At 66.5% G+C, this 25,293-nt stretch carries 18 protein-coding genes, 1 tRNA gene and 2 rRNA genes (1 of these 21 running past the window's edge); 10 read left to right on the top strand and 11 right to left on the bottom strand.

All coding sequences use genetic code 11. The annotated features are described in order from the left end of the window. The first annotated feature begins 29 nt into the window (after positions 1 to 29). The 6 genes from SPYCA_RS17200 (at position 30) to SPYCA_RS17175 (ending at position 5,474) form a co-directional block, all read left to right on the top strand. Entirely contained in the window at positions 30 to 611 is a 582-nt protein-coding gene (locus SPYCA_RS17200) for a TIGR00730 family Rossman fold protein (RefSeq protein WP_120221938.1), read from the top strand. Beyond that, entirely contained in the window at positions 611 to 1,579 is a 969-nt protein-coding gene (locus SPYCA_RS17195) for a phytoene/squalene synthase family protein (RefSeq protein ID WP_120221937.1), read from the top strand. The genes SPYCA_RS17200 and SPYCA_RS17195 overlap by 1 nt, the downstream gene beginning before the upstream one ends. Next, on the top strand, positions 1,576 to 2,145 hold the full coding sequence (gene pnuC, locus SPYCA_RS17190; protein WP_120222416.1) for a nicotinamide riboside transporter PnuC: 570 nt from the start codon (positions 1,576 to 1,578) through the stop codon (positions 2,143 to 2,145). The genes SPYCA_RS17195 and pnuC overlap by 4 nt, the downstream gene beginning before the upstream one ends. Beyond that, entirely contained in the window at positions 2,142 to 2,660 is a 519-nt protein-coding gene (locus tag SPYCA_RS17185) for an AAA family ATPase (RefSeq protein ID WP_120221936.1), read from the top strand. Before pnuC ends, SPYCA_RS17185 begins: the two co-directional genes overlap by 4 nt. A gap of 357 nt (positions 2,661 to 3,017) precedes the next feature. After that, entirely contained in the window at positions 3,018 to 3,692 is a 675-nt protein-coding gene (gene rpe / locus SPYCA_RS17180; RefSeq protein WP_120221935.1) for a ribulose-phosphate 3-epimerase, read from the top strand. Between the two features lie 3 nt (positions 3,693 to 3,695). Beyond that, complete coding sequence (locus SPYCA_RS17175) at positions 3,696 to 5,474, top strand: heparinase II/III family protein (protein WP_120221934.1); 1,779 nt, start codon at positions 3,696 to 3,698, stop codon at positions 5,472 to 5,474. A gap of 213 nt (positions 5,475 to 5,687) precedes the next feature. Here the strand turns inward: SPYCA_RS17175 and SPYCA_RS17170 are convergent, their stop codons facing one another. Beyond that, complete coding sequence (locus SPYCA_RS17170) at positions 5,688 to 8,036, bottom strand: TonB-dependent receptor plug domain-containing protein (RefSeq protein WP_120221933.1); 2,349 nt, start codon at positions 8,034 to 8,036, stop codon at positions 5,688 to 5,690. A gap of 196 nt (positions 8,037 to 8,232) precedes the next feature. Here SPYCA_RS17170 and SPYCA_RS17165 point away from each other — a divergent pair, with 196 nt between their 5' ends. Together SPYCA_RS17165 and purH are read left to right on the top strand one after the other, a co-directional pair. Then, positions 8,233 to 9,261: a phytase gene (locus SPYCA_RS17165; RefSeq protein WP_120221932.1), complete on the top strand. Its 1,029-nt coding sequence runs from the start codon at positions 8,233 to 8,235 to the stop codon at positions 9,259 to 9,261. A gap of 248 nt (positions 9,262 to 9,509) precedes the next feature. Next, the gene (gene purH, locus SPYCA_RS17160; RefSeq protein WP_120221931.1) at positions 9,510 to 11,102 is read left to right on the top strand and encodes a bifunctional phosphoribosylaminoimidazolecarboxamide formyltransferase/IMP cyclohydrolase; all 1,593 of its coding nucleotides are present in this window, start codon (positions 9,510 to 9,512) and stop codon (positions 11,100 to 11,102) included. On the opposite strand, the gene SPYCA_RS17155 is transcribed toward purH, so the two are convergent. Continuing rightward, on the bottom strand, positions 11,074 to 13,419 hold the full coding sequence (locus tag SPYCA_RS17155) for a BTAD domain-containing putative transcriptional regulator (RefSeq protein ID WP_172595121.1): 2,346 nt from the start codon (positions 13,417 to 13,419) through the stop codon (positions 11,074 to 11,076). The two genes, purH and SPYCA_RS17155, sit on opposite strands and share 29 nt — an antisense overlap. Before the next feature lie 231 nt (positions 13,420 to 13,650). Between SPYCA_RS17155 and SPYCA_RS17150 the strand changes: the two genes are divergently transcribed. Beyond that, positions 13,651 to 14,007 carry a UrcA family protein gene (locus SPYCA_RS17150; RefSeq protein ID WP_120221929.1) on the top strand — a complete coding sequence of 119 codons (357 nt, stop codon included), beginning with the start codon at positions 13,651 to 13,653 and terminating at the stop codon, positions 14,005 to 14,007. A gap of 121 nt (positions 14,008 to 14,128) precedes the next feature. Here SPYCA_RS17150 and SPYCA_RS17145 read toward each other — a convergent pair whose 3' ends face one another. From SPYCA_RS17145 to SPYCA_RS17120, 6 genes are all read right to left on the bottom strand, one after another. Next, positions 14,129 to 14,674 (bottom strand): VOC family protein, encoded by a 546-nt coding sequence (locus SPYCA_RS17145; protein ID WP_120221928.1) that lies wholly within the window; start codon positions 14,672 to 14,674, stop codon positions 14,129 to 14,131. Continuing rightward, positions 14,671 to 15,762 carry a 4-hydroxyphenylpyruvate dioxygenase gene (hppD, locus tag SPYCA_RS17140; protein ID WP_120221927.1) on the bottom strand — a complete coding sequence of 364 codons (1,092 nt, stop codon included), beginning with the start codon at positions 15,760 to 15,762 and terminating at the stop codon, positions 14,671 to 14,673. The genes SPYCA_RS17145 and hppD overlap by 4 nt, the downstream gene beginning before the upstream one ends. 201 nt (positions 15,763 to 15,963) lie before the next feature. Beyond that, on the bottom strand, positions 15,964 to 17,844 hold the full coding sequence (locus SPYCA_RS17135) for an ABC-F family ATP-binding cassette domain-containing protein (protein WP_120221926.1): 1,881 nt from the start codon (positions 17,842 to 17,844) through the stop codon (positions 15,964 to 15,966). A gap of 52 nt (positions 17,845 to 17,896) precedes the next feature. Continuing rightward, complete coding sequence (locus SPYCA_RS17130; RefSeq protein ID WP_120221925.1) at positions 17,897 to 19,447, bottom strand: DHA2 family efflux MFS transporter permease subunit; 1,551 nt, start codon at positions 19,445 to 19,447, stop codon at positions 17,897 to 17,899. Positions 19,448 to 19,608: 161 nt separating this feature from the next. Continuing rightward, the gene (locus SPYCA_RS17125) at positions 19,609 to 20,757 is read right to left on the bottom strand and encodes an HlyD family secretion protein (RefSeq protein ID WP_120221924.1); all 1,149 of its coding nucleotides are present in this window, start codon (positions 20,755 to 20,757) and stop codon (positions 19,609 to 19,611) included. Continuing rightward, positions 20,757 to 22,184: an efflux transporter outer membrane subunit gene (locus SPYCA_RS17120; protein WP_120221923.1), complete on the bottom strand. Its 1,428-nt coding sequence runs from the start codon at positions 22,182 to 22,184 to the stop codon at positions 20,757 to 20,759. Before SPYCA_RS17120 ends, SPYCA_RS17125 begins: the two co-directional genes overlap by 1 nt. Positions 22,185 to 22,249: 65 nt before the next feature. On the opposite strand from SPYCA_RS17120, the gene SPYCA_RS17115 reads away from it, so the two are divergent. Further along, positions 22,250 to 22,882 (top strand): TetR/AcrR family transcriptional regulator, encoded by a 633-nt coding sequence (locus SPYCA_RS17115; protein WP_232003394.1) that lies wholly within the window; start codon positions 22,250 to 22,252, stop codon positions 22,880 to 22,882. Between the two features lie 87 nt (positions 22,883 to 22,969). Here SPYCA_RS17115 and SPYCA_RS17110 read toward each other — a convergent pair. From SPYCA_RS17110 to SPYCA_RS17100, 3 genes are all read right to left on the bottom strand, one after another. Beyond that, positions 22,970 to 23,046: transfer RNA gene (locus SPYCA_RS17110), tRNA-Met, on the bottom strand. 106 nt (positions 23,047 to 23,152) lie between these two features. After that, a 5S ribosomal RNA gene (gene rrf, locus SPYCA_RS17105) occupies positions 23,153 to 23,267 on the bottom strand. A gap of 115 nt (positions 23,268 to 23,382) precedes the next feature. Continuing rightward, positions 23,383 to 25,293, bottom strand: a 23S ribosomal RNA gene (locus SPYCA_RS17100) (it continues 880 nt past the right edge of the window).

The following is a 25,293-nucleotide window of genomic DNA, read 5'->3' as shown; positions in this document are numbered from 1 at the left end:
CGTTCGCATCGAGCGAGTAAGGAAAGTTTATGAAACGCCTCGCCGTCTATTGCGGGTCCGCGACCCCCGACGATCCCGTCTATATCGAAACCGCGCGCCACGTCGGGCGCACCCTGGCCGAACGCGGCATTGGGGTCGTCTATGGCGGCGGGCGGCTGGGGCTGATGGGCGCGGTCGCCGACAGCGCGCTGGAGGCGGGCGGCGAGGTCATCGGCATCATCCCCGAAGCGCTCGTCGGCGCCGAGGTCGCGCACCGCGGCTGCACCGAACTGCACGTCGTATCAGGGATGCACGAGCGCAAGAAGATGTTCACCGACCTGTCGGACGGATTTCTGACCATCCCCGGCGGCGTCGGGACGATGGACGAGCTGTGGGAAGCGATCAGCTGGGCGCAGCTCGGCTATCACACCAAGCCCGTCGGGCTGCTCAACGCGGCAGGCTTTTATAACGACCTCATCGCCTTCAACCGCCGGATGATCGACGTCGGCTTCATCCGCCCCGCGCACGCGGGGATCATGATCGTCGATGCCGGGCTCGACGAGCTGCTCGACAAGATGGCGAATTATGAGCCGCACCAGACGATTTTCGCGATGAAGGCCGAAAATCTCTGATGAACGCGGAGGGGGCCTATGACGCCGACGCCCTCCACGGTTTCGCGCACGACAGCATCGCGCGCGGGTCGAAAAGCTTTGCGCTGGCCAGCCAGCTGTTCGACCGCAGGGTGCGCGAGCGCGTCTGGTTGCTCTATGCCTGGTGCCGCGCCGCCGACGATCTGACTGACGGACAGGATCATGGCGGCACGATGCGGCCGGGACACGATCCCGCGGCCGCCGTCGGGCGCATCCGGGCGCTGACCGACAAGGCGTTTGCGGGCGAACCGACCGGTGAAGCCGCCTTCGACGCGCTCGGCTTCCTGCTCACCGAAGTGGCGATCCCGCGCGCGGTGATCGACGACATCATCGCGGGATTCGAGCTCGACGCAAAGGACTGGCGGCCGCGCAGTGAGAACGACCTGCTCCGCTATTGCTATCATGTCGCGGGCGCGGTCGGCGTCGCGATGGCGCTGGTGATGGGGATCGACCCCGACGACGAACGCACGCTCGACCGGGCATCGGACCTCGGCATCGCGTTCCAGCTCGCCAATATCGCGCGCGATGTGGCGGAGGATGCCGCGGCCGACCGCTGTTACCTGCCCGTCGAATGGCTGGTCGAGCTCGACATTCCGCCCGGCCAGCATATGCACCCCGCCTTTCGCCCGCGACTCGCGGTGATGGCACGCTGGCTCGCCGAAATGGCCGAAGAATATGAAGCGTCGGCGCGCTGGGGCGCCCGCAAGCTGCCCCCGCGCAGCCGCTGGGCGGTGCTCGCCGCCGCGGGCATTTATGGCGACATCGCGCGCGAGGTGCGGCGGCGCGGCGACCATGCGTGGGACCACCGCGCCGCCAGTTCGCTCGTCGCCAAACTGGGCTGGGTCGCGCGCGCCGGCTGGTCGGTGCTCCGCCGCCCGCCGCAGCGCCGGATCAGCCGCGAGGGGCTGTGGACGCGGCCCCGGACGAACGCCGGTCGCAACGCCGCATGAACCCGATCGAGTGGATCGCCGCCGCCTTCGTGCTCACCAATGTCGCGCTCGTCGCGCTGCGCAGCGTCTGGAACTATCCCTTCGCGCTGATCGCGGTGACGCTCTATGCCTTCGTCTTCTTCGAGGCGAAGCTGTACAGCGACATGCTGCTCCAGGGCTTTTTCTTCGCGCTCAACCTTTATGGCTGGGCGGCGTGGACGCGCGCGCGCAACGAAAGCGGCGTCCCCGTCGGCTGGATGAGCCGCGGCGCGCGCTGGGGCTGGGGGCTGGGCACGCTCGCCGCCTGGGCGGGGTGGAGCTATGCGATGGACCGCCACACCGACGCGGTGGCGCCGTGGATCGACGGCGCGATCGCGATGATGAGCGTCGCCGCGCAATGGCTGCTCGCGCGGCGCCGCGTCGAAAGCTGGTATCTGTGGATCCTCGTCGACCTGATCGCGATCCCGCTCTTCGCGTCGCGCGGGCTTTACGCGACGAGCGCGGTCTATATCGTGCTGCTCGGCCTGTCGATCGACGGGCTGATCCAGTGGCGCCGCGCCGCGGCAATGGGGCGCCTCGCGCTATGACCCGGCACATCTGCCTGCACGGCGCCGAAAGCACGGGCAAATCGACGCTCGCGCCGCGGCTCGCGCTGCGGCTCGGCGGGCTGGTCGTCCCCGAATATGGGCGCACCTATGCCGAGATGCACGGGACCAGCTTCGATGAGGTCGACCTGCTCGCCATTTTCGACGGCCACCGCGCCGCGACCGCGGCGGCGCTGGCCCAGCAGCCCGACTGGCTGGTGTCCGACACCGACCCGCTGATGACGCAGGCCTGGGCGATCATGCTGCTCGGCCGCCGCCTGCCCGAAATCGACGCCTGGACGGACGTGGCCGACCTTTACCTCGTTCCCGCGATGGACCTGCCCTGGCGCGAGGACGGCACGCGCCTGTTCGGCAGCGAGCTGGCGCGGCGCCAGTTCATGGACGTCGCGATCGGCGAACTCGAACGGCGGCAGCTCAAATGGGCGTGGATCGAAGGCGAAGGCGACGCCCGGATCGATCATGCCGTTGCGGCGATCGAGGCGGCGGGGTTGATGTAAGGCGTCGGTGGCGGCTTCGGGGTGGGGAGCGGACGTTGGGCTCCTCCCCGGCACGGGGAAGAGCGCGACGGCCGGATTCAGACTTTGCGAGTTACGATCCTCCCTGTCGCGCAGCGATGGGGAGGTGGCAGCGCGAAGCGCTGACGGAGGGGCTTTTGCGCCGACGTCGCGGCCCCTCCACCACCGCCTGCGGCGGCGGCCCCCCTCCCCATGGCCTTCGGCCACAGGGAGGATTTATGATCGCAATCGGGCGCCACCGGACATTCCCCTCCCGACGGCGCGCCCCAACCCCCGCTTTTCCACAGCCCGCGCCCTGCCCCGCTTGCTCCCGACTCGCTAGATGGTTAAGGCCGGTGCATGACCGCCACGCCGCCCGCCGTCCGCATTGCCCCGTCGATCCTCAGCGCCGATTTCGCCCGGCTGGGCGAGGAAGTGCGCGCGATCGAGGCGGCGGGGGCCGATTGGGTGCATATCGACGTGATGGACGGCCATTATGTGCCCAATCTGACGATCGGGCCGATGGTGGTGAAGGCGCTGCGCCCGCATTCGAGCCTGCCCTTCGACGTCCATCTGATGATCTCGCCGGTCGATCATTTCCTCGACGCCTTTGCCGCGGCGGGCGCCGACATCATCACCGTCCATCCCGAAGCCGGACCACACGTCCACCGCACCGTCCAGCATATCAAGTCGCTGGGCAAGCAGGCGGGCGTGTCGCTCAACCCCGCAACCCCCGCCAAGATGCTCGATTATCTGATCGACGACATCGACCTGGTCCTGATCATGAGCGTCAATCCGGGCTTCGGCGGCCAGAGCTTCATCTCCAGCCAGCTTCGCAAGATCGAGGCGGTGAAGAAGATGATCGAGAAATCGGGCCGCGACATCAGGCTGGAGGTCGACGGCGGGATCGACGCCGCCACCGCGCCGCTCGCCATATCGGCGGGCGCCGACGTGCTCGTTGCCGGGACCGCGACCTTCAAGGGCGGCGCGCAAGCCTATGCGGCCAATATCCGGGCACTGCGCGGCGGTGCCTGATCGATGGAGGGGAGACCGCTGAACACCGCCCCCGCCGACCCGCCGCTCGATCCCGGTTACGACGCCGCGCCGATCGACGACACGATCGAACCCGGCAAGCGGCTGATCCGCCTGCCCGCCGACAAGGGGCTGTCGCTCGGCGACCGCGTCGCCAATGCGATCACCCGCCTGACCTGGCGCACGCCGCTCCACGCGCTGCGCCTCAAAGGGCGCTTTCCGCTGAAGCTGCTCGGCGTGCCCGCCGACCCCGTGCCCGGCGATGCGCGCGCGGGCACCGCGATCCGCGCCGGCCATTTCCTGCATCGCGGGCTGAAACTGCCGCTCGGCGAGCTCGATTTCGCATCGCTGAGCGTCGCGCCCGCCTTTGCCGATTATCTGCACAGCTTCGCCTGGCTGCGCGACCTCGCCGCGACCGGCACCCGCGCCGATGGCGCGCCGATCGCCGAAGCGGTGGTGCGCCACTGGCTCGGCACGCACGGCGAGACGGTGAGCGAACCCGCGTGGCGCGCCGACAATACGGGGTGGCGCATCCTGTTCTGGTCCGCTCATGCGCCGCTGATCCTGTCATCGAGCGACCTCGTCTATCGCTCGGCGGTGCTCAACCACCTCGCGCGCGCGGCGCGGCACCTCGACCGCGTCGCCGACAAGACGCGGCCGGGCACGGGGCAGATGGTCGCGTGGGTCGGCATCGTCGCCGCGTCGCTCCTCATGCCCGGCGGCGAGCCGCGGCAGGTGTTCGGCGAGGCGGGGCTGCGCAAGGTGCTGGAAACCAGCTTCTACGCCGACGGCGGCAATATCTCGCGCTCGCCGCAGGCGCAGCTCGATGCGATCATGGCGCTGTCGATGCTCGCGCGCACCTATGAGATGCGCCGGATGGAGGTGCCGCCCTTCGTCCAGGAAGTGCTCGCGCGCGCCGTTCCCGCGCTGCTCGGGCTGCTCCACGCCGATGGCGGCATGGGCAGCTGGCAGGGCAGCGGCGCGACGTCGGCGGCGCATGTGCAGGCGATCGTCGCCGCCAGCGGCGTGCGCACCCGGCCATTGAAGCAGGCGCGCGACTGGGGCTATCAGCGGCTCGTCGCGAACAAGGTGGTGCTGCTCGCCGACGCCGCGCCGCCGCCGATCGCCCGCGTGACCGAGGCGGGCTGCGCCTCCACCCTTGCCTTTGAACTCAGCGACGGCGACGAGCGCATCGTCGTCAATTGCGGCGGCGCGGCGCTCTCCGGCGCGACCATCCCCGCCGACCTCGCGCGCGGCCTCAGAACCACCGCGGCGCATTCGACGCTGACGCTGGGCGACAGCAATTCGACCGCGATCCTGCCGGGCGGCGCGCTCGGCAAGGGCGTCACCGAAGTCGAGCTCGACCGGCGCGAGACGCCGCAGGGCAGCCGGCTCGAGATGAGCCACGACGGCTATGCGCGCCGCCACGGCCTGATTCACCGCCGCCTGCTCATCCTGTCGCCCAACGGGCGCGAGCTGCGCGGCGAGGACATGCTGCTCCCCGCCCCGCGCACGCGGCGCAAGGGCGACAAGACTTTCACGATGCGCTTTCACCTTGGCCGCAACATTTCGGCGAGCCTGACCGCCGACGGGCTGGGCGCGCTGCTGCGCATCAGCGGCGGGCCGCTGTGGCAGTTCCGCACGTCCGGCGGCGCGCTGGCGATCGAGGAAAGCCTGTGGGTCGACGGCGACGGCCGCCCGCACCCGACCGAACAGCTCGTCATCACCGGCACCGCCCCCGCGGGCGGGGCGAGCGTGGGGTGGATTTTCAAGCATATCGGGTGAGCTGTGGCGGTTTTCGACCGGAAACTGTCCTCTCCATCATCGTCATCCCGGACTTGATCCGGGATCCATAGCCGCGCCGAAGGCATGGATCCCGGATCAAGTCCGGGATGACGAGGTGAGGTGTCGGGCTGACGGCTTACCACCCCAAGACCGACGCCCGACACACATGGGTCAACAGCCGGCGCCCAAGGGACCGAGCGCCGGCCGCCGAGCCTAAAAGGCGTAGCGCGCCATCAGCTGGAACACCGGACCCGCCTTTTCGCTTTCGAGCTCATATTCGTCGAAATCGCGTGTCTGCTGGTCTTCGAGATTGTCGAACTTGTTGAACACCTCGCGCTTGGCGCCGTTCAGAAGGTTCGAGCCGACCGCACGGATGGTGAAATTGCTGCCGATCCGCTTTTCGACGAAGATTTCCAGGTCGGCGCCATAGGTGGTGCGGACTTCCTCGCTGATGACGCGGTCATAGGCCGCGCCCTGCTTGCGGTGCGTCGCGCCAAAGGCGACGCCCCAGCTCGGAATGTCCTGAATGAAGCCGATATTGTAGACATAGTCCGACTGGCCGTTGAAGCGGCGCTTGCCCGCAAAATCGGTGATCTCGCTGTCGAGCCACGAGATATTGCCGAAGATGCCGGTGTCGGGCAGGCCGAGGAAAGCGAGGTCGGTCGACAGGTCGAACTCGACGCCCCACACCTTGCCATCGCCGACATTCTGCGGCTGGTAGACAAAGGTGCCCTCGCCTTCCGATCCCTCTTCGCCGGTGTTGGTCAGCTCGATGAGGTCGGTCACGTCGCGGTAGAAGGCGTTGATCCCGACGACCCCTGTGCGGCCGATGCGGCGCTCATAGCCGAGGTCGAAACCCCACGCCGTTTCGGGGCCGAGTTGCGGATTGCCGAGCAGGTCGCTGTCGCCGACTTCCTCTTCGAGCAGCGCGGGCGAGATGAAGTTGAAATCGGGGCGGCGGTTGGTGCGCGCGACCGACGCGGTGATGCGGTCGCGCGGGGTCAGGTCGAACTTGATCGACGCCGACGGCAGCCATTTTTCATATTCGTTGCGCTGTGTCGGCACCGCGGCGGCTTCGGTGAAGTCGGTGATGTCGAAGCGCGTCGTTTCGTAACGGATGCCCGCCTCCCACGTCAGCCCGCCCGACTTGCCCTGCACCAGCGCGAAAGCGTCGAGGCGGCGCTCCTCGATGCTGTTCACCCCGCCGTCGGCGGGTTCGAGCTCGCCGAACGGAGCCACAAGCTCGGCCGGATTGTTGCGGAACTGGTCGTAGCTGTCCTCCAGCCCCGGAAACTCGGCGTCATCGTCGGTTTCCAGAATCGCGGTGCGGCGATCCTTGTCCTGATACAGGCCGCCGACGATCAGCTGCGTATCGCCGCCCAGCTCGAACGCATGGTCGAGCTTCACCGAAAACTCCTTGTCGGCGATGTCGGTGGTGAAAAACTCCTGCTCGAACTCGGGATCGTCGCCCTCGTCGTTGAACTCGATCTGATATTCGCTTTCGCTCTGTTCGTCGTCGAAGCGCGCGAAACCGACGCGCAGCGTCGTCTTGCCGAGCGACCATTGGTGCGACAGCTTGGCGTCGATGCTGTAATTCTGCTGGTCGATGTCATTGTCGTTGGCATTGTCGCTGAGCAGATTGCCCGTCGGCAGCGGTCCGTTCACCGCGACCGGATCGTCATATTCAAAGCTGCGCTCGCTCTCGAAACGGTCGGTGCGGACGAAGAAGCCGCTCAGGCGAAAATCGGTCGTCTCGCCGTCGATCTCGTAGCTCGCGTTCGCCGAATAATCCTTGCCGTCGCGCGTATCGGTCTGATCCTTGCGATTGTCGAACTCGCTGGTGGCGAAATCGGGATCATTCTCCGGCGAATCGCCATAGCGGAGCGAGAATTTCTTCTTGGGATTGTGGCGCCCCTGAAAGTTGAGGCCGATCAGCAGGCGGCCCGGCCCGACCTGGCCGCCATAGACGAAGCCGAGGCTCGGCTCGAGTTCCTCGTCGTCATAATAGAGCGCGCCCGCGCGGACATAGCCGCCATCGAGCTCATAGCCGTCGCGCAATTCGATATTGATCGTGCCCGCCACCGCGTCGCCGGTGCGGCGCGCCGACGAGGAGCGGACGATCTCGACGCGGTCGATCAGTTCGGCGGGGATGCGGTCGAGGAAGAAGCTGCGGTCCGACGCATTGCCGGGCACGCGCTCGCCGTTGATGAGGATCTGCGTATAGCCCGGCGGCAGGCCGCGCAGCCGCGCGCCGTCGCTTTCGATGACGTCCGACAGAAAGGTGACGGACGGCACACGCTTCAGCGCGTCGCCCGCGGTCAGCGGCTCGAAGCGCTGGAAAAATTCGCTGTCATAGGAGAGGATGGGCTCGGCCGCGTCGCTGCGGTTGCGATAGCCGACGCTGCCGAGCACGACGATGTCCTGCGAGGTCGTGATTTCGCTATCGTCGCGCTGGATCGGCGCGGTGTCGGCGGGCGTCTGTTGCGCGGCCGCGGGGGCGGCGGCAAGCGCGGCGACGATGGCGAGAGCGGCGGTGGAACGCAGGCTGAAAGTTCGAATCATTTTGACGAGACCCCCCTTGTGGTTGCCGGGCGTCTAGGGGCGGCGTGTGACAGTTTGCGGCGAGTCAAATGACATTTTGACGACAGTTAAGTGACGGAAATATTGTGCAATTGACGCGGGCGCGCTTTGCTGAAAGGGGACGCGACCGGGCGCGGAGCTGCGCCGATCCGACGCCGATGTGACGAGGGGAACCACCATGACCGCCATCCGCCAGGCGAAGCCGTTGACTTCGTTCGCCTTTGCTTCGCTGCTTGCCGGATGCGCCGCGAGCGGCCCGGTCATCACCGGCCTGCCGCCGGTGCAGGTGACGGCGAGCGGCGAGACGCAGCCGGTCGGCACGGGCCGCGCCGATGCCGCCGACGATCCGGCGGTCTGGGTCGATCCCGCCAACCCCGGCCGCGCGCTGATTATCGCGACCGACAAGAAGGCGGGGCTGCACGTCTATGACCTCGCCGGCAAGGATGTCGCCTTCATCAGGGCCGGACTGGTCAATAATGTCGACGTGGCGGGCGACATCATCGTCGCGAGCGACCGCAACGACGGCGTCAACGCGCATCTCGCGATCTTTCGCCTCGACGGCGCGACGCCCGCAATCACCGCGCTCGGCCGCGCGGCGGCGGGACCGGGCGAAGCCTATGGCCTGTGCGTCAGGAAAAGCGCGCCGGGCGAGCCGATCACCGCGGCGCTGATCGTCAAGGATGGCACGGTGCGCGTCGGCACAGTGGGGGTGCCCGCGGGCGGCGCCCCGACCTTCAGCATCGAGTGGGAGCACAAGATCGCGACCCAGTCCGAAGGCTGCGTCTTCGACGGCGACACGCTCTATGTCGGCGAAGAGGTCGGCGGACTGTGGGAATTGAAGCAACAGGGCCGGGGCGCGGCGGCGCGCCTGGTGGCGCCGATCGATAACCAGCGGCTCGTCGCCGATCTCGAAGGGCTGGCGACGATCGACCACAAGGGCCAGCGCTATCTGATCGCGTCGAGCCAGGGCGACAATGCCTATGCGGTGTTTCGCCTGCCGTCGGTCGAATATGTCGGTCGATTCGCGGTGGCTGCGGGCGCGTTCGGCGCGACGAGCGAAACCGACGGGATCGAGGCGGTCGCGGGCCATTTCGGCCCCGCCTATCCCGACGGCATCTTCATCGCGCAGGACGGCGACAACGCGCCCAGGGCGCAGAACTTCAAACTGGTGCGCTGGGACCGGATCGCGGCGGCGCTGGGGCTGTAAAGGATTCGCGCAGAGCGCGCAGAGATCGCAGAGATCGCAGAGAAAATCGGTTCACGCGGAGACGCGGAGACGCGGAGGAAACAGAGATTGGCGGCTTCGCCCATTTTCCTCTCTGCGTTCTCTGCGCCTCTGATATTCTTCTTCTCCGCGCCTCCGCGTCTCCGCGTGAACCTTCAAACGGTTGCTCAAAAGCCGTCGGGCGCCTAGGGGAACCGCGTCCTTCCCACGCTATCTTAGGCACCTCCCAAATGACCGACCTGATTCCTGTCCGCCGCGCGCTCTTGTCCGTCAGCGACAAGGCCGGACTCGCCGAGCTTGCCGCCGCGCTCGTCCGCCATGGGGTCGAGCTGGTATCGACCGGCGGCACGGCGAAGGCGCTGCGCGACGCCGGGCATAATGTCCGCGATGTCGCCGACCTGACCGGCTTTCCCGAGATGATGGACGGCCGCGTCAAGACGCTGCACCCGACCGTCCATGGCGGCATTCTGGCGGTGCGCGACGATGCGGCGCATGTCGCGGCGATGGACGCACATGGGATTGGCGCAATCGACCTCGTCGTCGTCAACCTTTACCCCTTCGCCGCGACCGTCGCGAAGGGCGCCGCGCGCGACGAGGTCATCGAGAATATCGACATCGGCGGCCCCGCGATGGTGCGCTCGGCGGCCAAGAACCACGCATTCGTCGGCATCGTCACCGAACCGCAGGATTATGGCGCGGTGATCGAAGAGATGGACGCCAACGGCGGCGCGACGACGCTGAACCTGCGCAAGCGGCTCGCCGCGACCGCCTTTGCCCACACCGCGACCTATGACGGGATGATCGCAAGCTGGTTCGCCTTTGCCGACCAGGGCAAACTCTTCCCCGACACGCTGCCGCTGACCGCGAAGCTCGATAGCGAGCTTCGCTATGGCGAAAATCCGCACCAGAAGGCCGCGCTCTACCTCCCCGCCGGGCCGTCGGCGCGCGGCGTTGCGCAGGCTGAGCAGGTGCAGGGCAAGGAGCTCAGCTATAACAATATCAACGACGCCGACGCCGCGCTCGAACTCGTCGCCGAGTTTCGCGACGCCGATCCGACATGCGTGATCGTCAAGCACGCCAATCCGTGCGGCGTCGCCACCGCCGCCAGCCTGACCGAAGCCTATGACGCGGCGCTGAAATGCGACGATGTATCGGCGTTCGGCGGGATCATCGCGGTCAACCGGCCGCTCGACGGGGCGACGGCCGAGGCGATCAGCGCGATCTTCACCGAAGTCGTCTGCGCCCCCGACGCCGACGCCGACGCGCGCGCGATCTTCGCGAAGAAGAAGAACCTCCGCCTGCTGCTGACGGGCGAATTGCCCGACCCGGCGCGCGGCGGGTTGATGATGAAGACGATCGCGGGCGGCTGGCTGGCGCAGAGCCGCGACAATGGCCGCATCACGCGCGCCGACCTCAAGGTCGTGACCGACCGCGCGCCGACCGGGGAAGAACTGGCCGACGCGCTGTTCGCCTGGACCGTCGCCAAGCATGTGAAATCGAACGCGATCGTCTATGCCAGGGGCGGCGCGACCGCGGGCATTGGCGCCGGGCAGATGAACCGCCGCGACAGCGCGCGGATCGCCGCGGCAAAGGCGCGCGAGGCGGCCGAGAGCCACGGCTGGGCAAGCCCGCGCACCGTCGGCAGCGCGGTGGCCAGCGACGCCTTCTTCCCCTTCGCCGACGGGCTGCTCGCCGCGGTCGAGGCGGGTGCGACCTGCGTGATCCAGCCGGGCGGCTCGATCCGCGACGACGAAGTGATCGCGGCGGCGAATGATGCGGGACTCGCGATGCTGTTCACCGGGATGCGGCACTTCCGGCATTGATCGACCGCGCAGCGTCGACCAGCCGGGCCGCTTCGCGCCGACAATCGTAGCGCAGACCCGGTTCGCGACAGAAGTCGGGCCAGCGATTCTCGCGCCGCCAGTAATCGACGAGGCCAAGCCGCGCCATCTTGGCAAAGAAGCGCGGTTCGCGGCGGAGCGGCGCGACCGACGGCCAATAGAGCAGTGACCATTGGCCGCTGGTCTGTCGAACCGGCGCCCGGTCGAGCCAGATCAGCGCGCGGCGAATGTCGCCGAGCCGCGTGTAATGCGCCGCCAGCTGATAGGCGACAGCGGGGAATCGCGAATACTCGATCTCGGCCGCGGCATCGAGCGCGGCGCTGTCATGGCTGCCCGTCGCGATATGCGTCAGAATGAACCGATCGAACTGCCATTGTTCGTCGGGGTCCGTGGCTGCGACAAGCGCTGCGGCGCGGACCGGATCGGGCTGTTCGAGCATCAGCCGATAGCGATGCTCAACGAGATCCGGATGGTCCGGCCATATGGCGGCGATCGCGTCGAGACGATCCCAGGCTTCCGCCAGCCGTCCCGCCGCGGCCAGCCGCCGGACGACCGCGAGCGCCTTGAAGATCGAGGTGGGATCGGCATTCGCCGCGTCGATCGACGGCCGGACGCTGGCCGCGACATAACCGGCCTGGAACAGGCCCGTCGCCTGGAGCATCAGCGCGGTCGAGAATCGGGGATCGACCGCGAGCGCCCGTTTCAGCATCGGAAGGCCGTCGACCATATAGCGTTCGCGTCGCCCCGACTGCGACAGCGCCACCATCGCATAGACATTGGCAGGGTCGGTCGCCAGCGCGCGGCGCGCGGCGCGGATCGCGAGCTGGCGGTGGGTTTCCTGATCGGCTGTTTCCGCCTCACCGAATATGCGCTTCGCACGGGCCAGGGCGAGCTGGCCAAGGGCGACCCCGTCGCCCGGCCAGCGCGCTGCAAAGCGTTCGAGCAGGGCGACGGCGCGCGCGCCGTCCTGATCGTCGTGCGCGTCGCAGATCGCAAACACTTGCGCGCGCCGGTCGGCATCGGCGGCAAGCGCGGCCCGGCCGTCGTTGAGACGCAACGCGCAATCAATCACCGCCGCAACCGAAACCGCCGTCCGCTCGCGCAGGCGCGTCAGGTCGCGGGGCGACCCCGAAAGCTGATTGGACCAGAGAATCGCGCCGCTCCGCGCGTCGACCACGCGCGATTCGCTCGTCAAGGCGTCGGCATCGCGATTGATCGCGACGCGGACGATGAAGTCGCCACCACCCCTGGCCTGTCCATCGAGAATGCGGACGAGGCCGCCCGACGCATTGGCCAGCCGAACGAAATCGCCGGCCAGCGCGTCGGCGAAACCACGTTCGATCGTGCCATGGTTGCGCGAAACGACCGGGTCGATCCGCACCGTCGGCGTCATCGCGCCCGAAGCGCCGCCCCCCTTTCGCGGCGCGTCCGCGCTCGTCAGGCCAAAGGCGATCATCGCCGCCACGACCGCCGCGACGCGGCGCACGCGCCGGTCGGGCGGCCTGGCGACGAGCGACCAGGCTGCGCCGCGACCGGGCAGCCGCGATGTTTCGGCCATCAACCGATGATACAGCCTGGCCGTTTCCGGCGAAGGGCGCCCGTCGAGGCCGCGCGCCACGGCATCCTCGAGCCTGTGCCACGCATGGCGCACCCCGTCATCATCCCCCGACTGCCAGCGCGCCTGCATGACCAGACGGGCGGCATGTTCGCTGCACGGATCGAATCGGGTCATCCGGTCGGCGACGCGCAGCGACCGGTCGACCTCGCCGGCGGCCAGCAACCGTTCCGCCATCGCCAGCACCTCACGGACGACCAGTTCGGTGTTGCGCGCCCGTTCGGCAGCCAGCCAGTCGTCAAAGGCTTCGTCGACCCCGTCGAGGTCGGCGAGCAGCGGCGCCTCGTCGGCGGGCAGCCAGCGCAGCACCGCGTCGGCATCATCGCGCGCGCAAGCCGAAAGCAACAGGGAGACATCGTCAGCGACATGCGCATGGTCGATCGCGATCGCCTCGCGGTCGGCATGGAGCAGCGGCGGCGAGGCACGCGTCCAGGCTTTCAGTTCCATCAGACACTGGCGCAGGCTGGCGTGCGCCTGAGGCTCGGCGCGATGGCTCCACAGCAGCGCGCTAAGCCGGTCGCGCGACAGCGGGCCGTCGGCCAGGGCGAGGCGCGCGAGAAGCGCTCTGGCCTTTCGGCCATGCGGCGCAAGCAGGGCGGGATCGACCGCGAAATCCCCCAGCAGCCGAAGCGTGGGTGGCGGACATGTCGATCCCCGCGTACTCGTCGCGAATATCGCGTGCACGGCGCAGCCTCCTGACATGGGGATCTGCGCACCCTGATCTTTTATCCCCGCGGCTGAATAGCACCGATTTGACGCATCAACGAACGCATAATTTCATCATTCTGGCATTTCACGTATTTTTAATTCGCCTTTGACGCGCCTTTGACGGCGGCAGGAACGTCCTCCGGCTAAGCCTTCGCAACGTCCACAGCCGCCGCATTGCGGCTGGCGGAGGCATGAAGGAGGAGTTTCATGAAGATTTTCGTCACCTTGCCGATATTGGCGCTGGTCGCGCCGCCCGTCGCCGCCGAACCGATCGTCGCGACGGCGCCGTGGAGCGACTCGCGATCGGTGATCGTCCAGGTCGCCGACCTCAACCTCGAGTCGAAAAGCGGTCTCGCCCGCCTCGACCGTCGGCTTCGCGCCGCCGCCCGGTCGGTGTGCGACGTGCGACCCGATCCCGAATCGCTGGTTCGCAAGATATCGGCCGAGCGGTGCTATGACACCGCCCTGACCGACGGGCGCGAAGCCGGACGCGAGTTGATTGCGGCGCGGCAGGCCGGGATACAGGTCGCCGCCGCGGCGACCATCACCATCGTCAGGCGCTGACGATCCGGCGGCCGCTTCGCGCGCGGACGCTATCGCTCCCCCATGCTCCCCTCGTCCCTTGCGGGAGCAGTGCCGGGATCGCCCTGCGGCGGTCCCGGCGCATTATTTCCGGCCTTTGGCGCTATTCGTTCGCCGCCTGGTGCAGCCAGTCGGCGTGGCGCGGCGCCTTTTTGGTCCGGCTCCATTCCTCGAGCATCAGCGGCGCTACCCGTCTCAGTTCGGCATATTGGTCCTCGGTGCCGATGTCGCACGCCAGCTCGATGCGGTGGCCGTTGGGGTCGAAAAAATAGATCGACTTGAAAATGCCATGGTGCGTCGGGCCGAGCACGTCGACGCCATTCGCTTCCAGATGCGCCTTCGCCTGGGTCAGCTCGTCATAACTGCCGACCTTGAACGCCAGATGCTGCACCCATTTGGGCGTATTCTCGTCGCGCCCCATGTCGGGCTGGTTGGGCAGCTCGAAAAAGGCGAGGATGTTGCCGTTCCCGGCGTCGAGAAAGACGTGCATATAAGGGTCATATTCGCCGGTCGACGGCACATGATCCTCGGCAAAGGCGGTGGTGTAGGTCATGCCGAGCATGGCCTCATACCATTCGACCGTTTCCTTCGCGTCCTTGCAGCGATAAGCGGCGTGGTGGACGCCGCCCAATTTGATCGGGCTGGTCATTCGGCGGGTTCCGCTTCGACGTTGAGCGCACCGCGGCGGATCTGGTCGAGCTCCATCGACTTGAACAGCGCGGTGAAATTGCCCTCGCCGAACCCTTCGTCCTTCTTGCGCTGGATGAACTCGAAAAAGACCGGGCCGATGACGGTCTGGCCGAAAATCTGGAGCAGCAGGCGCGGGTCGCCCTCGGTGGTCGAACCGTCGAGCAATATGCCGCGCGATTTCAGTTCGTCGACCGGCTCGCCATGGCCGGGCAGACGTTCGGCGAGCAGCTCATAATAGGTGTCGGGCGGCGACGGCGCGAACGGGTTGCCGAGCGCCTTCAGCTTGTCCCACGCGGCATAGAGATCGTCGCAGGCAAAGGCGATGTGCTGGATGCCCTCGCCATTATAGGCGCGCAGATATTCCTCGATCTGGCCGCCGCCGCCCGCGCCTTCTTCGTTCAGGGGAATGCGGATCTTGCCGTCGGGGGCGGTCATCGCCTTTGACGTCAGCCCGGTATATTCACCCTTGATGTCGAAATAGCGTATTTCGCGGAAACCCGCGATCCGCTCGTAGAAGGCGGCCCAATGCGCCATGCGGCCGCCATAGACATTGTGGGTGAGGTGATCGATCAGCTTCAGCCCCGCGCCGACCGGATGGCGATCGACGCCCTCCTCGTACACGAAGTCGATGTCATAGATGCTGAGGTCGTCGCCATAGCGGTCGATGAGGTAGATGATCGAGCCGCCGATGCCGCGGATCGCGGGGAGGCGGAGTTCCATCGGGCCGGGCGTGGTTTCGACCGGCTCGGCGCCGCGCTCGATGGCCTCGGCATAGGCCATGGCCGCGTCGCGGCAACGCCACCCCATCCCGCACGCCGACGGGCCATGCTCGGCGGCGAAATAGGCGGCAGGCGAGCGGGGCTCGTAGTTGGCGATCAGGTTGATGTCGCCCTGGCGCCACAATTGCACGTCCTTCGAGCGGTGCCGCGCGATCCGGGTAAAGCCCATGCGTTCGAACACGGGTTCGAGAATGCCCTTTTCGGGCGCCGAAAACTCGACGAACTCGAAGCCGTCGAGGCCCAGTGGGTTTTCGAACAGGTCGGCCATGGTCATTCCCTCATATGGTTTCAATTGAAACTATTATGAGGGATTTGGGCAGGCGAGTCAATGTGGCGGTGACGCCCTCCCCTTCAGGGGAGGGCAGCGAGACTTGCGAACTTGTTCGCTAGTCGCAGCGGGTGGGGTCCATCGGCCTTGCGCAAGGCCGATGGACCCCACCCCAACCCCTCCCCTGAAGGGGAGGGGCTATCAAGCCGCCGTCGTCTCGATCGCCTCCAGCGCGTCCATCCACGCCGCCTCGGCCGCCTCCAGCTCGGCCGCCAGCCTGCCGCGGCGCTGCGCGAGGTCGCCCATCGTCAGTTTCGCGAGCGCGGGTTCGGCGCTGGCGGGGTCGAACATCGCGCGGTCGATCGCGCTGATCTGCTGCGCAAGCTTTCCAGCCCTGGCCTCCAGCTCCTTCGCGCTCTTGCGCAGCGCCGCCTGCGCCTCGCGCGCCTTTGCCGCTTCCTGCCGCGCGGCTTTCGCATCCCTGGGCTTTGCGGCGGGCTTCGCATCGTCGTTCGCCGCCGCTTTGCCCAGAATGAAGGCGACATAATCGTCCATGCTGCCGTCGAATTCGCGCGCCGTCCCGCCATCGACGAGCACCAGCCGGTCGGCGGTGAGTTCGAGCATGTGGCGGTCGTGGCTGACGATCAGCACCGCGCCGTCGAAGCCGTTGAGCGCCTGCACAAGCGCCTCGCGCGCATCGACGTCGAGGTGGTTGGTCGGCTCGTCGAGGATGAGCAGATGCGGCGCGTCGCGCGTGATGAGCGCGAGCGCCAGCCGCGCGCGTTCGCCGCCCGACAGCTTACCCACCTCGGTCGTCGCCTTGTTGCCGGTGAAGCCGAACCGCCCCAGTTGCGCGCGCACCGCGCCCGGCGTCTTGCCCGCCATCACGCGCGTCATATGGCCCAGCGGCGTGTCGCCGCCGTCGAGTTCCTCGACCTGATATTGGGTGAAATAACCGACGCGCATCTTGCCCGACGCCGCCATCGCGCCGTCCATCGGCGCGAGCTGCGCCGCGAGCAGGCGCGCGAGCGTCGTCTTGCCATTTCCGTTGCGGCCGAGCAGCGCGATGCGGTCGTCGGGATCGATGCGCAGGTTGAGCCGCGTCAGGATCGGTTCGCCCGGCGCATAGCCGACGCTCGCGAGGTCGAGCGTGATGAGCGGCGGCTTCAGCGCGTCGGGGCTGGGGAAATCGAAGACAAGGCTGGGATCTTCGGCAACCGCGGCGATCGGCTGCATCTTTGCGAGCTGCTTGGCGCGCGATTGCGCCTGTTTGGCGGTCGAGGCGCGCGCGCTGTTGCGCGCCACATAATCCTGGAGCTTGGCGCGCTGCGCGTCCTGCGCCGCTTTCGCCGCCGCAAGCTGCGCGATGCGCTCGGCGCGCTGCCGCTCGAAATCATCATAGCCGCCGGGGTAAAGCGTGACCTTCCCGCCCTCCAGATGCAGGATATGGTCGACGACATTGTTCAAGAGGTCGCGCTCGTGGCTGATCACGACGAGCTGGCCCGGATAGGATTTGAGGAAGTTTTCAAGCCACATCGTCGCTTCGAGGTCGAGGTGGTTCGACGGTTCGTCGAGCAGCAGCAGGTCCGGGTTCGAGAAGAGCAGCGCGGCAAGCGCGACGCGCATCTTCCACCCGCCCGAGAAGCTGTCGAGCGGCTGTCCCTGCATCGCCTCGTCGAAACCTAATCCGATCAGGATGCGCGCGGCGCGCGCGGGCGCCGTATAGGCATCGATCGCGATCAGCCGTTCGTGGATGTCGCCGAGCTTGTGCGGGTCGCGCTCGACCTCCGACGCCGCGAGCAGCTCGGCGCGTTCGATGTCGGCGGCGAGCACCGTCTCGAACGGCGTCGCGCTGCCGCTCGGCGCCTCCTGCGCGATATAACCGACGCGCGTCTTGCGCGGCATTTCGATGCCGCCCTCGTCGGCTTCGAGCTGGCCGATCATCACCTTCATCAGGGTCGATTTGCCCGCGCCGTTGCGGCCGATCAGGCCCGTGCGGCTTTTGCCGGGCAGGCTCGCGGTCGCGCGGTCGAGGATGGTGCGCCCGCCAAGGCGAACGGTAAGGCCGTTGATCGTCAACATGGTCGCGCGCCTAGCATGGCGGGAGCGTCGACCCAAGCCCTGCGGCGCAGGATCAGTGCGCGGCGCCCATCGACACCTGCTTGGGGCGCGGCGCGATCCAGACGCTCGCCGCGGCGATCACGAACACCACCGCTGCGGCGAGGAAGATGTGGATCACGCCGAGCGTCAGCGCCTGCACCTCGACGAGCCGGTCGAGCAGCGCGCGCGCCTGTTCGAGCGTCAGCCCCGCGCGTTCGAGCGCGGCCGTGAAGCCGCCCGGATCGTTGAGCGAGGAGACCAGCTCCGACCGCGACGTCCGCCCCGCCTCGTCCCACGCGGTCGTCGCGACCGCCGTGCCGATCGCGCCGCTCAGCGTGCGCAGGAAGCTCATCAGCCCCGCGGCCGACGTCTGATCCTTCACCGGCACCGAACTCAGCACCAGCGCGGTCAGGCCGACGAAGAAAAAGGGCATGCCCATGCCCTGCAACACATGCGGCAGCGCCAGCGTCCAATAATCGACATCGGCGTTCCAGCCGGCGCGCAGCACCGACATCGTCGCCATCCACAATATGCCCGCGCTCACCGTCAGGCGGATGTCGAGCTTGCCCAGCGTTCCCGCCGCGATCGGCGAAAACAGCACCGCGAAACAGCCGAGCCAGGCGACGACATAGCCCGTCTCGGTCGCGGTATAGCCCGCGACCTGTTGCAGCCACAGCGGGGTGAGCACAACCTGCGCGAAAAAGGCGCCGAACCCCAGCGACAGCGCGATGGTGCCAAAGGTGAAACCGCGGAAGCGAAAGATACGCAGGTTGACGATCGGATTGGCGTCGGTGAGTTCCCAGATGACGAAAGCGGCGAAACCGATTGCGGCGATAATCGCGAGCGTGACGATCCACGCCGACCCGAACCAGTCATGCTCGCGGCCCGTGTCGAGCATGATCTGGAACGCGCCGACCGACACGACAAGCAGGATGAGCCCGACGACGTCGATCGGCGCCTTCGCGCGCTGCGTCTCGAACGGCATCAGCAGCGTCGCCACGCCAAAGGCGCAGATCGCAACGACCGGCAGGTTGATGAAGAAGATCCAGTGCCAGCTCCAATTGTCGCTGATCAGCCCGCCGAGGATGGGGCCGAGGATCGGCGCGGTCGTCGTCGTCATCGCCCAGATGGCGAGCGCGATACCCGCCTTCTCCCTGGGAAAGATGCGCAGCAGCAATATCTGCGACAGCGGCATCAGCGGCCCGCCCGACAGGCCCTGGAGGATGCGGAAGAGGACGAGCGCGTCGAGCGTCTGCGCGACGCCGCAGAGCAGCGAAAACAGCCCGAAACCGAAAATCGAATAGAGAAACCAGCGCACCGTGCCGAAACGATAGGCAAGCCAGCCGGTGAGCGGCACGCTGATCGCGTCGGCGACCGCATAGCTGGTGATCACCCACGTCCCCTGCGTCGGCGACACGGCGAGGCCGCCCGCGATATGCGGCACCGACACATTGGCGATCGTCGTGTCGAGCACGACGACGAAATTGGCGAGCGCGAGCGCGAAGGCGGCGACGAGCAGCCGCACGCCCGAAAGCGGCTGCGGCTCGGCGGGGATCGTGGCGGTGGGGGCAGCAACGCTGGCCATGTCAGGCTATCAGTCCCGAAAAAGGCGTCGTCATTGCGAGGAGCCCCGGACTTGATCCGGGGCGACGCGACAATCTCCAGCGAGCGCCCATCCAGATCGTTAGCTGGAGATTGCTTCGCTTCGCTCGCAATGACGAGGAGGAGAGATGATGGACGCGCATCTCAGTTCCCCCGCGTGTCGATCGTCGCTTCCATCGACAGCCCGACGCGCAGCGGATGCTCCTTCAGCTGCTTCGGATCGAGCGCGATGCGCACCGGCAGGCGCTGGACGACCTTGACCCAGTTGCCCGTCGCATTCTGCGCGGGGATCAACGAAAAGGCCGCGCCCGTACCGCCGGCGATGCCGACCACCTTGCCGCGATAGACGACGTCGCCGCCATAATAGTCGGACGTCAGCTCGACCGGCTGGCCGATGCGGATGTCGCCGAACTGGCTTTCCTTGAAATTGGCGTCGACATAGGCGGTGGCGATCGGAACGATCACCATGATCGGCGCGCCCGCGGCGATCCGCTGGCCGACCTGCACCTGCCGATTGGTGACGATGCCGTCGACCGGCGCGCGGATGACCGTGCGCGCGAGGTCGAGACGCGCCTTTTCGAGCCGCGCTTCGGCCGCCGCCACTTCAGGGGCCGTGTCCACCGTCGTCCCGCGCACCACCGCCTCGGCGGCGCCGAGGTCGCCGCTTGCCGATCCGCGCGTCGCCTCGGCCGCGGCAATGGCCGCGGCGGCAAGGTCGCGCGCCGCCTGCGCCTGCTTGACCGCCGCGCGCGCCGCGGTCAGCTCCTCGGCCGACACCGCGCCGGTGCCTGCGATGCTCTCGCGCCGCGCCAGATCGGCGCGTGCGCGTTCGACGCTCGCCTCGGCATCGCGCAGCCGTGCGCGCGCCTGCGCGACATCGGCGCCGCGCGCGGCGACGCGCGCGCGTGCAGCGTCCGCATTCGCATCGGCCTGCCCGTAACGCTGGCGCGCGAGGCGCAGCGCCGCCTCGGCGTCGGCAACGGCAATGCGCTGGTCGGCATCGTCGAGGATGACGAGGATGTCGCCTTTCTTCACCGCCTGCGTGCCGCTGACGCGCACCTCTTTGACCGGGCCCGAAACGAGCGCGGTGACCTGCGCCGAATCGGCGCCGACATAGGCATTGTCGGTGTGAACGCGCCCCGCCTGCGTCAGAAAATACCAGACGCCCCACAGGATCGCGGCCGCCAGCACGACGAGGGCAAGGATGCGGAGCAGCTTCTTGCGCCGCGCGCCATTGACCTCGGGCGTGATCTCGGGAGCGCCGGTTTCGGTCGCAGCCGTTTCGTCGGCCATCATTCGTCTCCTGTGGGGTTGGGTGCCTGATACCCGCCGCCGAGCGCACGGATCAGGGCGATGTCGAGGGACAGTTCGCGCGCCTCCAGCTCGGCGACCGCGCGGCTCAATGTGACCATGCTGTCCTCGGCGGTCAGCTGCTCAATCTGGTTGGCAAGACCCGCGCGATAGCGCAGTCTGGCGAGTTTCGATGCCTCGGTGGCGGCCGCCAGCGCCTCGCGGCGCCCGGCGAGCTGGCGCGCCGTCGCTGCGCGGCCCGCGACGATGTCGGCGACGTCGCGCAGCGCGCCGGTCAGCGTGCGGTCATAGGTGGCGACGGCGGTGTCATAATCGGCGCGGGCGCCGCGATAGCGACCCGAAAGCCGCCCGCCTTCAAAGATCGGCAGGCTGATCGCGGCGCCGCCATTGCCATATTCGGACCCCGCGTCGAACAGGTTGGAGAGGCCGAGCGATTGCAGCCCGACGAGCGCCGACAGGCTGATATTGGGGTAAAAATCGGCGCGCGCGACGTCGATGCGCTTTGCCGCCGCCTCGGCGCGCAGCCGCGCCGCGACGATGTCGGGGCGGCGGCCGATCAGGTCGATCCCGGCGCCGGTCGGGAGGTCCAGCGCCGGTCGCGCCATCTGCGGCCGGGTGATGCTTTGTCCGCGGTCGGGACCGGCGCCGATGAGCGCGGCAATCCGGTTGCGCGTCGTCGCGATCGCTTCGTCGAGCGCGGCGACATCGGCGCGCGCCGACGCCGCGCGGCTTTCGGCCTGCCGCTGGCTCGCCTGGTTTTCAAGACCCGCGCGCGCGCGTTGGCCCGACAGCTCGGCGCTCGCCGTGCGCACGCGCACCGCGTCGCTGGCGACGTCGAGCGCGCGATAATAGCCCGCCAGATCGGCATAGGCCGATGCGATGGCGGTCGTCAGCATCAGCCGCGCCTGCGCCGCATCGACGCGCGCGGCCTCGGCTTCGGAGGTCGCGGCGGCGAGCGCGGCGCGGTTCCTGCTCCACAGGTCGAGGTCGAAGGCAAAGGTCGCGGCGATATGCCCCGTGTCCTGCACGCCCTCGGGAACGAACTGCGGCGGAATGCCCATGTTGCGGCTTTGCTGGCCCCCGCCCGCGCTCGCGTCGGCGCCGACGCGCGGCAGCAGCGCGGCGCCCGCCTGCTGCGCCATCGCCTCGGCTGCGCGCACGCGCGCCGCGGCGATGGCGACGTCGGGCGACCCGGCGAGCCCCTCGGCCACCAGCGCGTCGAGCTGCGCATCGCCGAAGCCGCGCCACCAGCCTTCGACCGGCCAGGCCGCGCCGGTTCCGGCCAGCGTGACGTCCGACGCCAGCGACTCGGGCGCCGTCGGGGCGGGCTTCGGGCCGAGGTCGGGAACGCTTGCGCAGCCCGCCAACAGGCTGAAAACGGCGGTTGTGATAAAAATCGAACGAGGCATGGCTTCCAACGATACTAGCTGGTATCATGCGCAAATGAACTCTGGAGGATGCGTTGTCAATCGAAATGATACCAGATAGTACGCCTGCTGGCGACGCCGCCGCCGCGGCGCGCCGCAAGGCGTTCGTCGAAGCGGCGCGCGAGCTGTTCTTCGCCAACGGCTATGCGGGAACGACGATGTCATCGATAGCCAGCAAGGTCGGCGGCTCAAAAACGACGCTCTGGACCTATTTCCCCTCGAAGGAGGATCTCTTCGCCGCGGTAGTCGATGACATCGTCGAACGGCATGGCCATGCGCTGACCGTCGACCTGCCGATCGACGCGCCCGTCGCCGACGTGCTCCGCAACTTCGGCATGATATTGATGACCAAGCTGACGGCATCGCCGCTGCTGTCTCTCTATCGGCTGGTCGTCGGCGAGGCCGAGCGCTTCCCGCATCTGGCCGAAACATTCTATGATCGTGGACCGCGTCGGGGCAAGGCGCGCGCCGCCGCCTGGGTTGCCGAAAAGATGGCGCGCGGCGAGATTCGCAAAGGCGATCCGATGCGCGCGGTGCAACAGTTCGCGGGCCTCTGCCAATCGGGGCTGTATCAATTTGCGGTGCTGAGCCTTCCCGAAAGCCGCGATCTCAGCCGCCTTGCGGAAGACGTCGATGCCGCGGTCGACACCTTCTGCCGCGCCTGGCTGGCGGAGACGTGATTGCTTGCGCCCGAACCATTGGTCCGGACAAAGGCCGTGCCAGGACGCAAAAAGCCCGCCGGGTCATCGACCTGGCGGGCTTTTTGTTGGTTGCGGGAGCAGGATTTGAACCTGCGACCTTCAGGTTATGAGCCTGACGAGCTACCGGGCTGCTCCATCCCGCGTCAACCAGTCCAGCGATCCCTGGCAGGATCGCCAAAACGGCAAAGGGCGGCCAACGCCGCCCTGACTTTGTGAATGGGTTTCTTTCAACCTTACGCCGGCCACAATGCCTGGCGACGTCCTACTCTTCCGGGGCTTGAGCCACAGTACCATCGGCGCTGTCAGGTTTCACGGCCGAGTTCGAGATGGGATCGGGTGGGTCACTGACGCCATGGTCACCAAGCAATGAAGCCGGCGTAGGTCAAAAGGGTTTCAATCGATATCCGTGCAATACTGTCTGATCAATCATCCGTCATCCACGGACAAACCTTTCAGGCTTGTCGTTGATGGAGGGACTCTTAAGTGCGAATAGAGCAATTAGTATCGGTTAGCTCCACGCGTTACCGCGCTTCTACATCCGATCTATCAACGTGGTGGTCTTCCACGGCTCTGTGAAATCTTATCTTGAGGGAGGCTTCCCGCTTAGATGCTTTCAGCGGTTATCCCGTCCATACATAGCTACCCTGCTGCGCGGCTGGCGCCACGACAGGTACACCAGAGGTATGTTCAACCCGGTCCTCTCGTACTAGGGTCAACTCCTCTCAAATTTCGACGCCCACGGCAGATAGGGACCAAACTGTCTCACGACGTTCTGAACCCAGCTCACGTACCACTTTAATTGGCGAACAGCCAAACCCTTGGGACCTGCTCCAGCCCCAGGATGTGATGAGCCGACATCGAGGTGCCAAACGATTCCGTCGATATGAGCTCTTGGGAATCATCAGCCTGTTATCCCCGGCGTACCTTTTATCCGTTGAGCGATGGCCCTTCCACTCGGGACCACCGGATCACTATGACCGACTTTCGTCTCTGCTCGACTCGTCAGTCTCGCAGTCAGGCAGGCTTATGCCATTGCACTCTAACAGACGGTTTCCAACCGTCCTGAGCCTACCATCGCGCGCCTCCGTTACTCTTTAGGAGGCGACCGCCCCAGTCAAACTACCCGCCACAGAGGGTCCCTGATCCAGTTTCATGGATCGAGGTTAGACATCAGAAAACAACAGGGTGGTATTTCACCTATGGCTCCACACCGGCTGGCGCCAGTGCTTCAAAGCCTCCCACCTATGCTACACAGTTCTTTCCTAATGCCACTCTGAAGCTGCAGTAAAGGTGCACGGGGTCTTTCCGTCTAACCGCGGGTACTCCGCATCTTCACGGAGAATTCAATTTCGCTGAGCATCTCCTGGAGACAGTGGGGAAGTCGTTACGCCATTCGTGCAGGTCGGAACTTACCCGACAAGGAATTTCGCTACCTTAGGACCGTTATAGTTACGGCCGCCGTTTACCTGGGCTTCATTTCGGAGCTTGCACCCCTCCACTTAACCTTCAGGCACCGGGCAGGCGTCAGGCCCTATACGTCGTCTTGAAGCCGACTTAGCAGAGCCCTGTGTTTTTGCTAAACAGTCGCTACCCCCTGGCCTGTGCCCCCCACAAATGGTTGCCCAAATGTGGGGCCTCCTTCTTCCGAAGGTACGGAGGCAATTTGCCGAGTTCCTTCAGGAGACTTCTCTCAAGCGCCTTGGTATACTCTACCATCCCACCTGTGTCGGTTTAGGGTACGGTCTATAATGGAGGGGCTATTTCCTGGAACCTCTTCAAAGCCTGACCAATCCAATAAGGCCAGACAATTTACGAGATCCGTCACACACCTCCAGGCCCACGAATATTAACGTGGTTCCCATCGACTACCCCCTTCGGGCTCGTCTTAGGGGCCGGCTTACCCTGCTCAGATTAGCTTTAAGCAGGAACCCTTGGGATTTCGGCGAGAGGGCATCTCACCCTCTTTATCGCTACTCATGTCAGCATTCGCACTTCCGATACCTCCACGGCCCATTACCAGACCGCTTCATCAGCCTACGGAACGCTCCGCTACCGCGTGTATTGCTACACACCCTAAGCTTCGGTGCATCACTTGAGCCCCGTTACATTTTCGCCGCAGGAACCCTTATTTAGACCAGTGAGCTGTTACGCTTTCTTTAAAGGATGGCTGCTTCTAAGCCAACCTCCTGGTTGTTTTGGGATTCCCACATGCTTTCCCACTTAGTGATGACTTGGGGACCTTAGCTGTAGGTCAGGGCTGTTTCCCTTTTGACGACGGACCTTAGCACCCGCCGTCTGTCTGCCGGATATTACTCTTGGGTATTCGGAGTTTGGTTAGAATTGGTAGATCTCGCGACCCCCGCATCCATCCAGTGCTCTACCCCCCAAGG

This window comes from Sphingopyxis sp. FD7 (assembly GCF_003609835.1).
GTDB lineage: Bacteria > Pseudomonadota > Alphaproteobacteria > Sphingomonadales > Sphingomonadaceae > Sphingopyxis.
The sequence above is the reverse complement of the archived record's forward strand: the minus strand, read 5'-3'. Positions and strand labels throughout refer to the sequence as shown.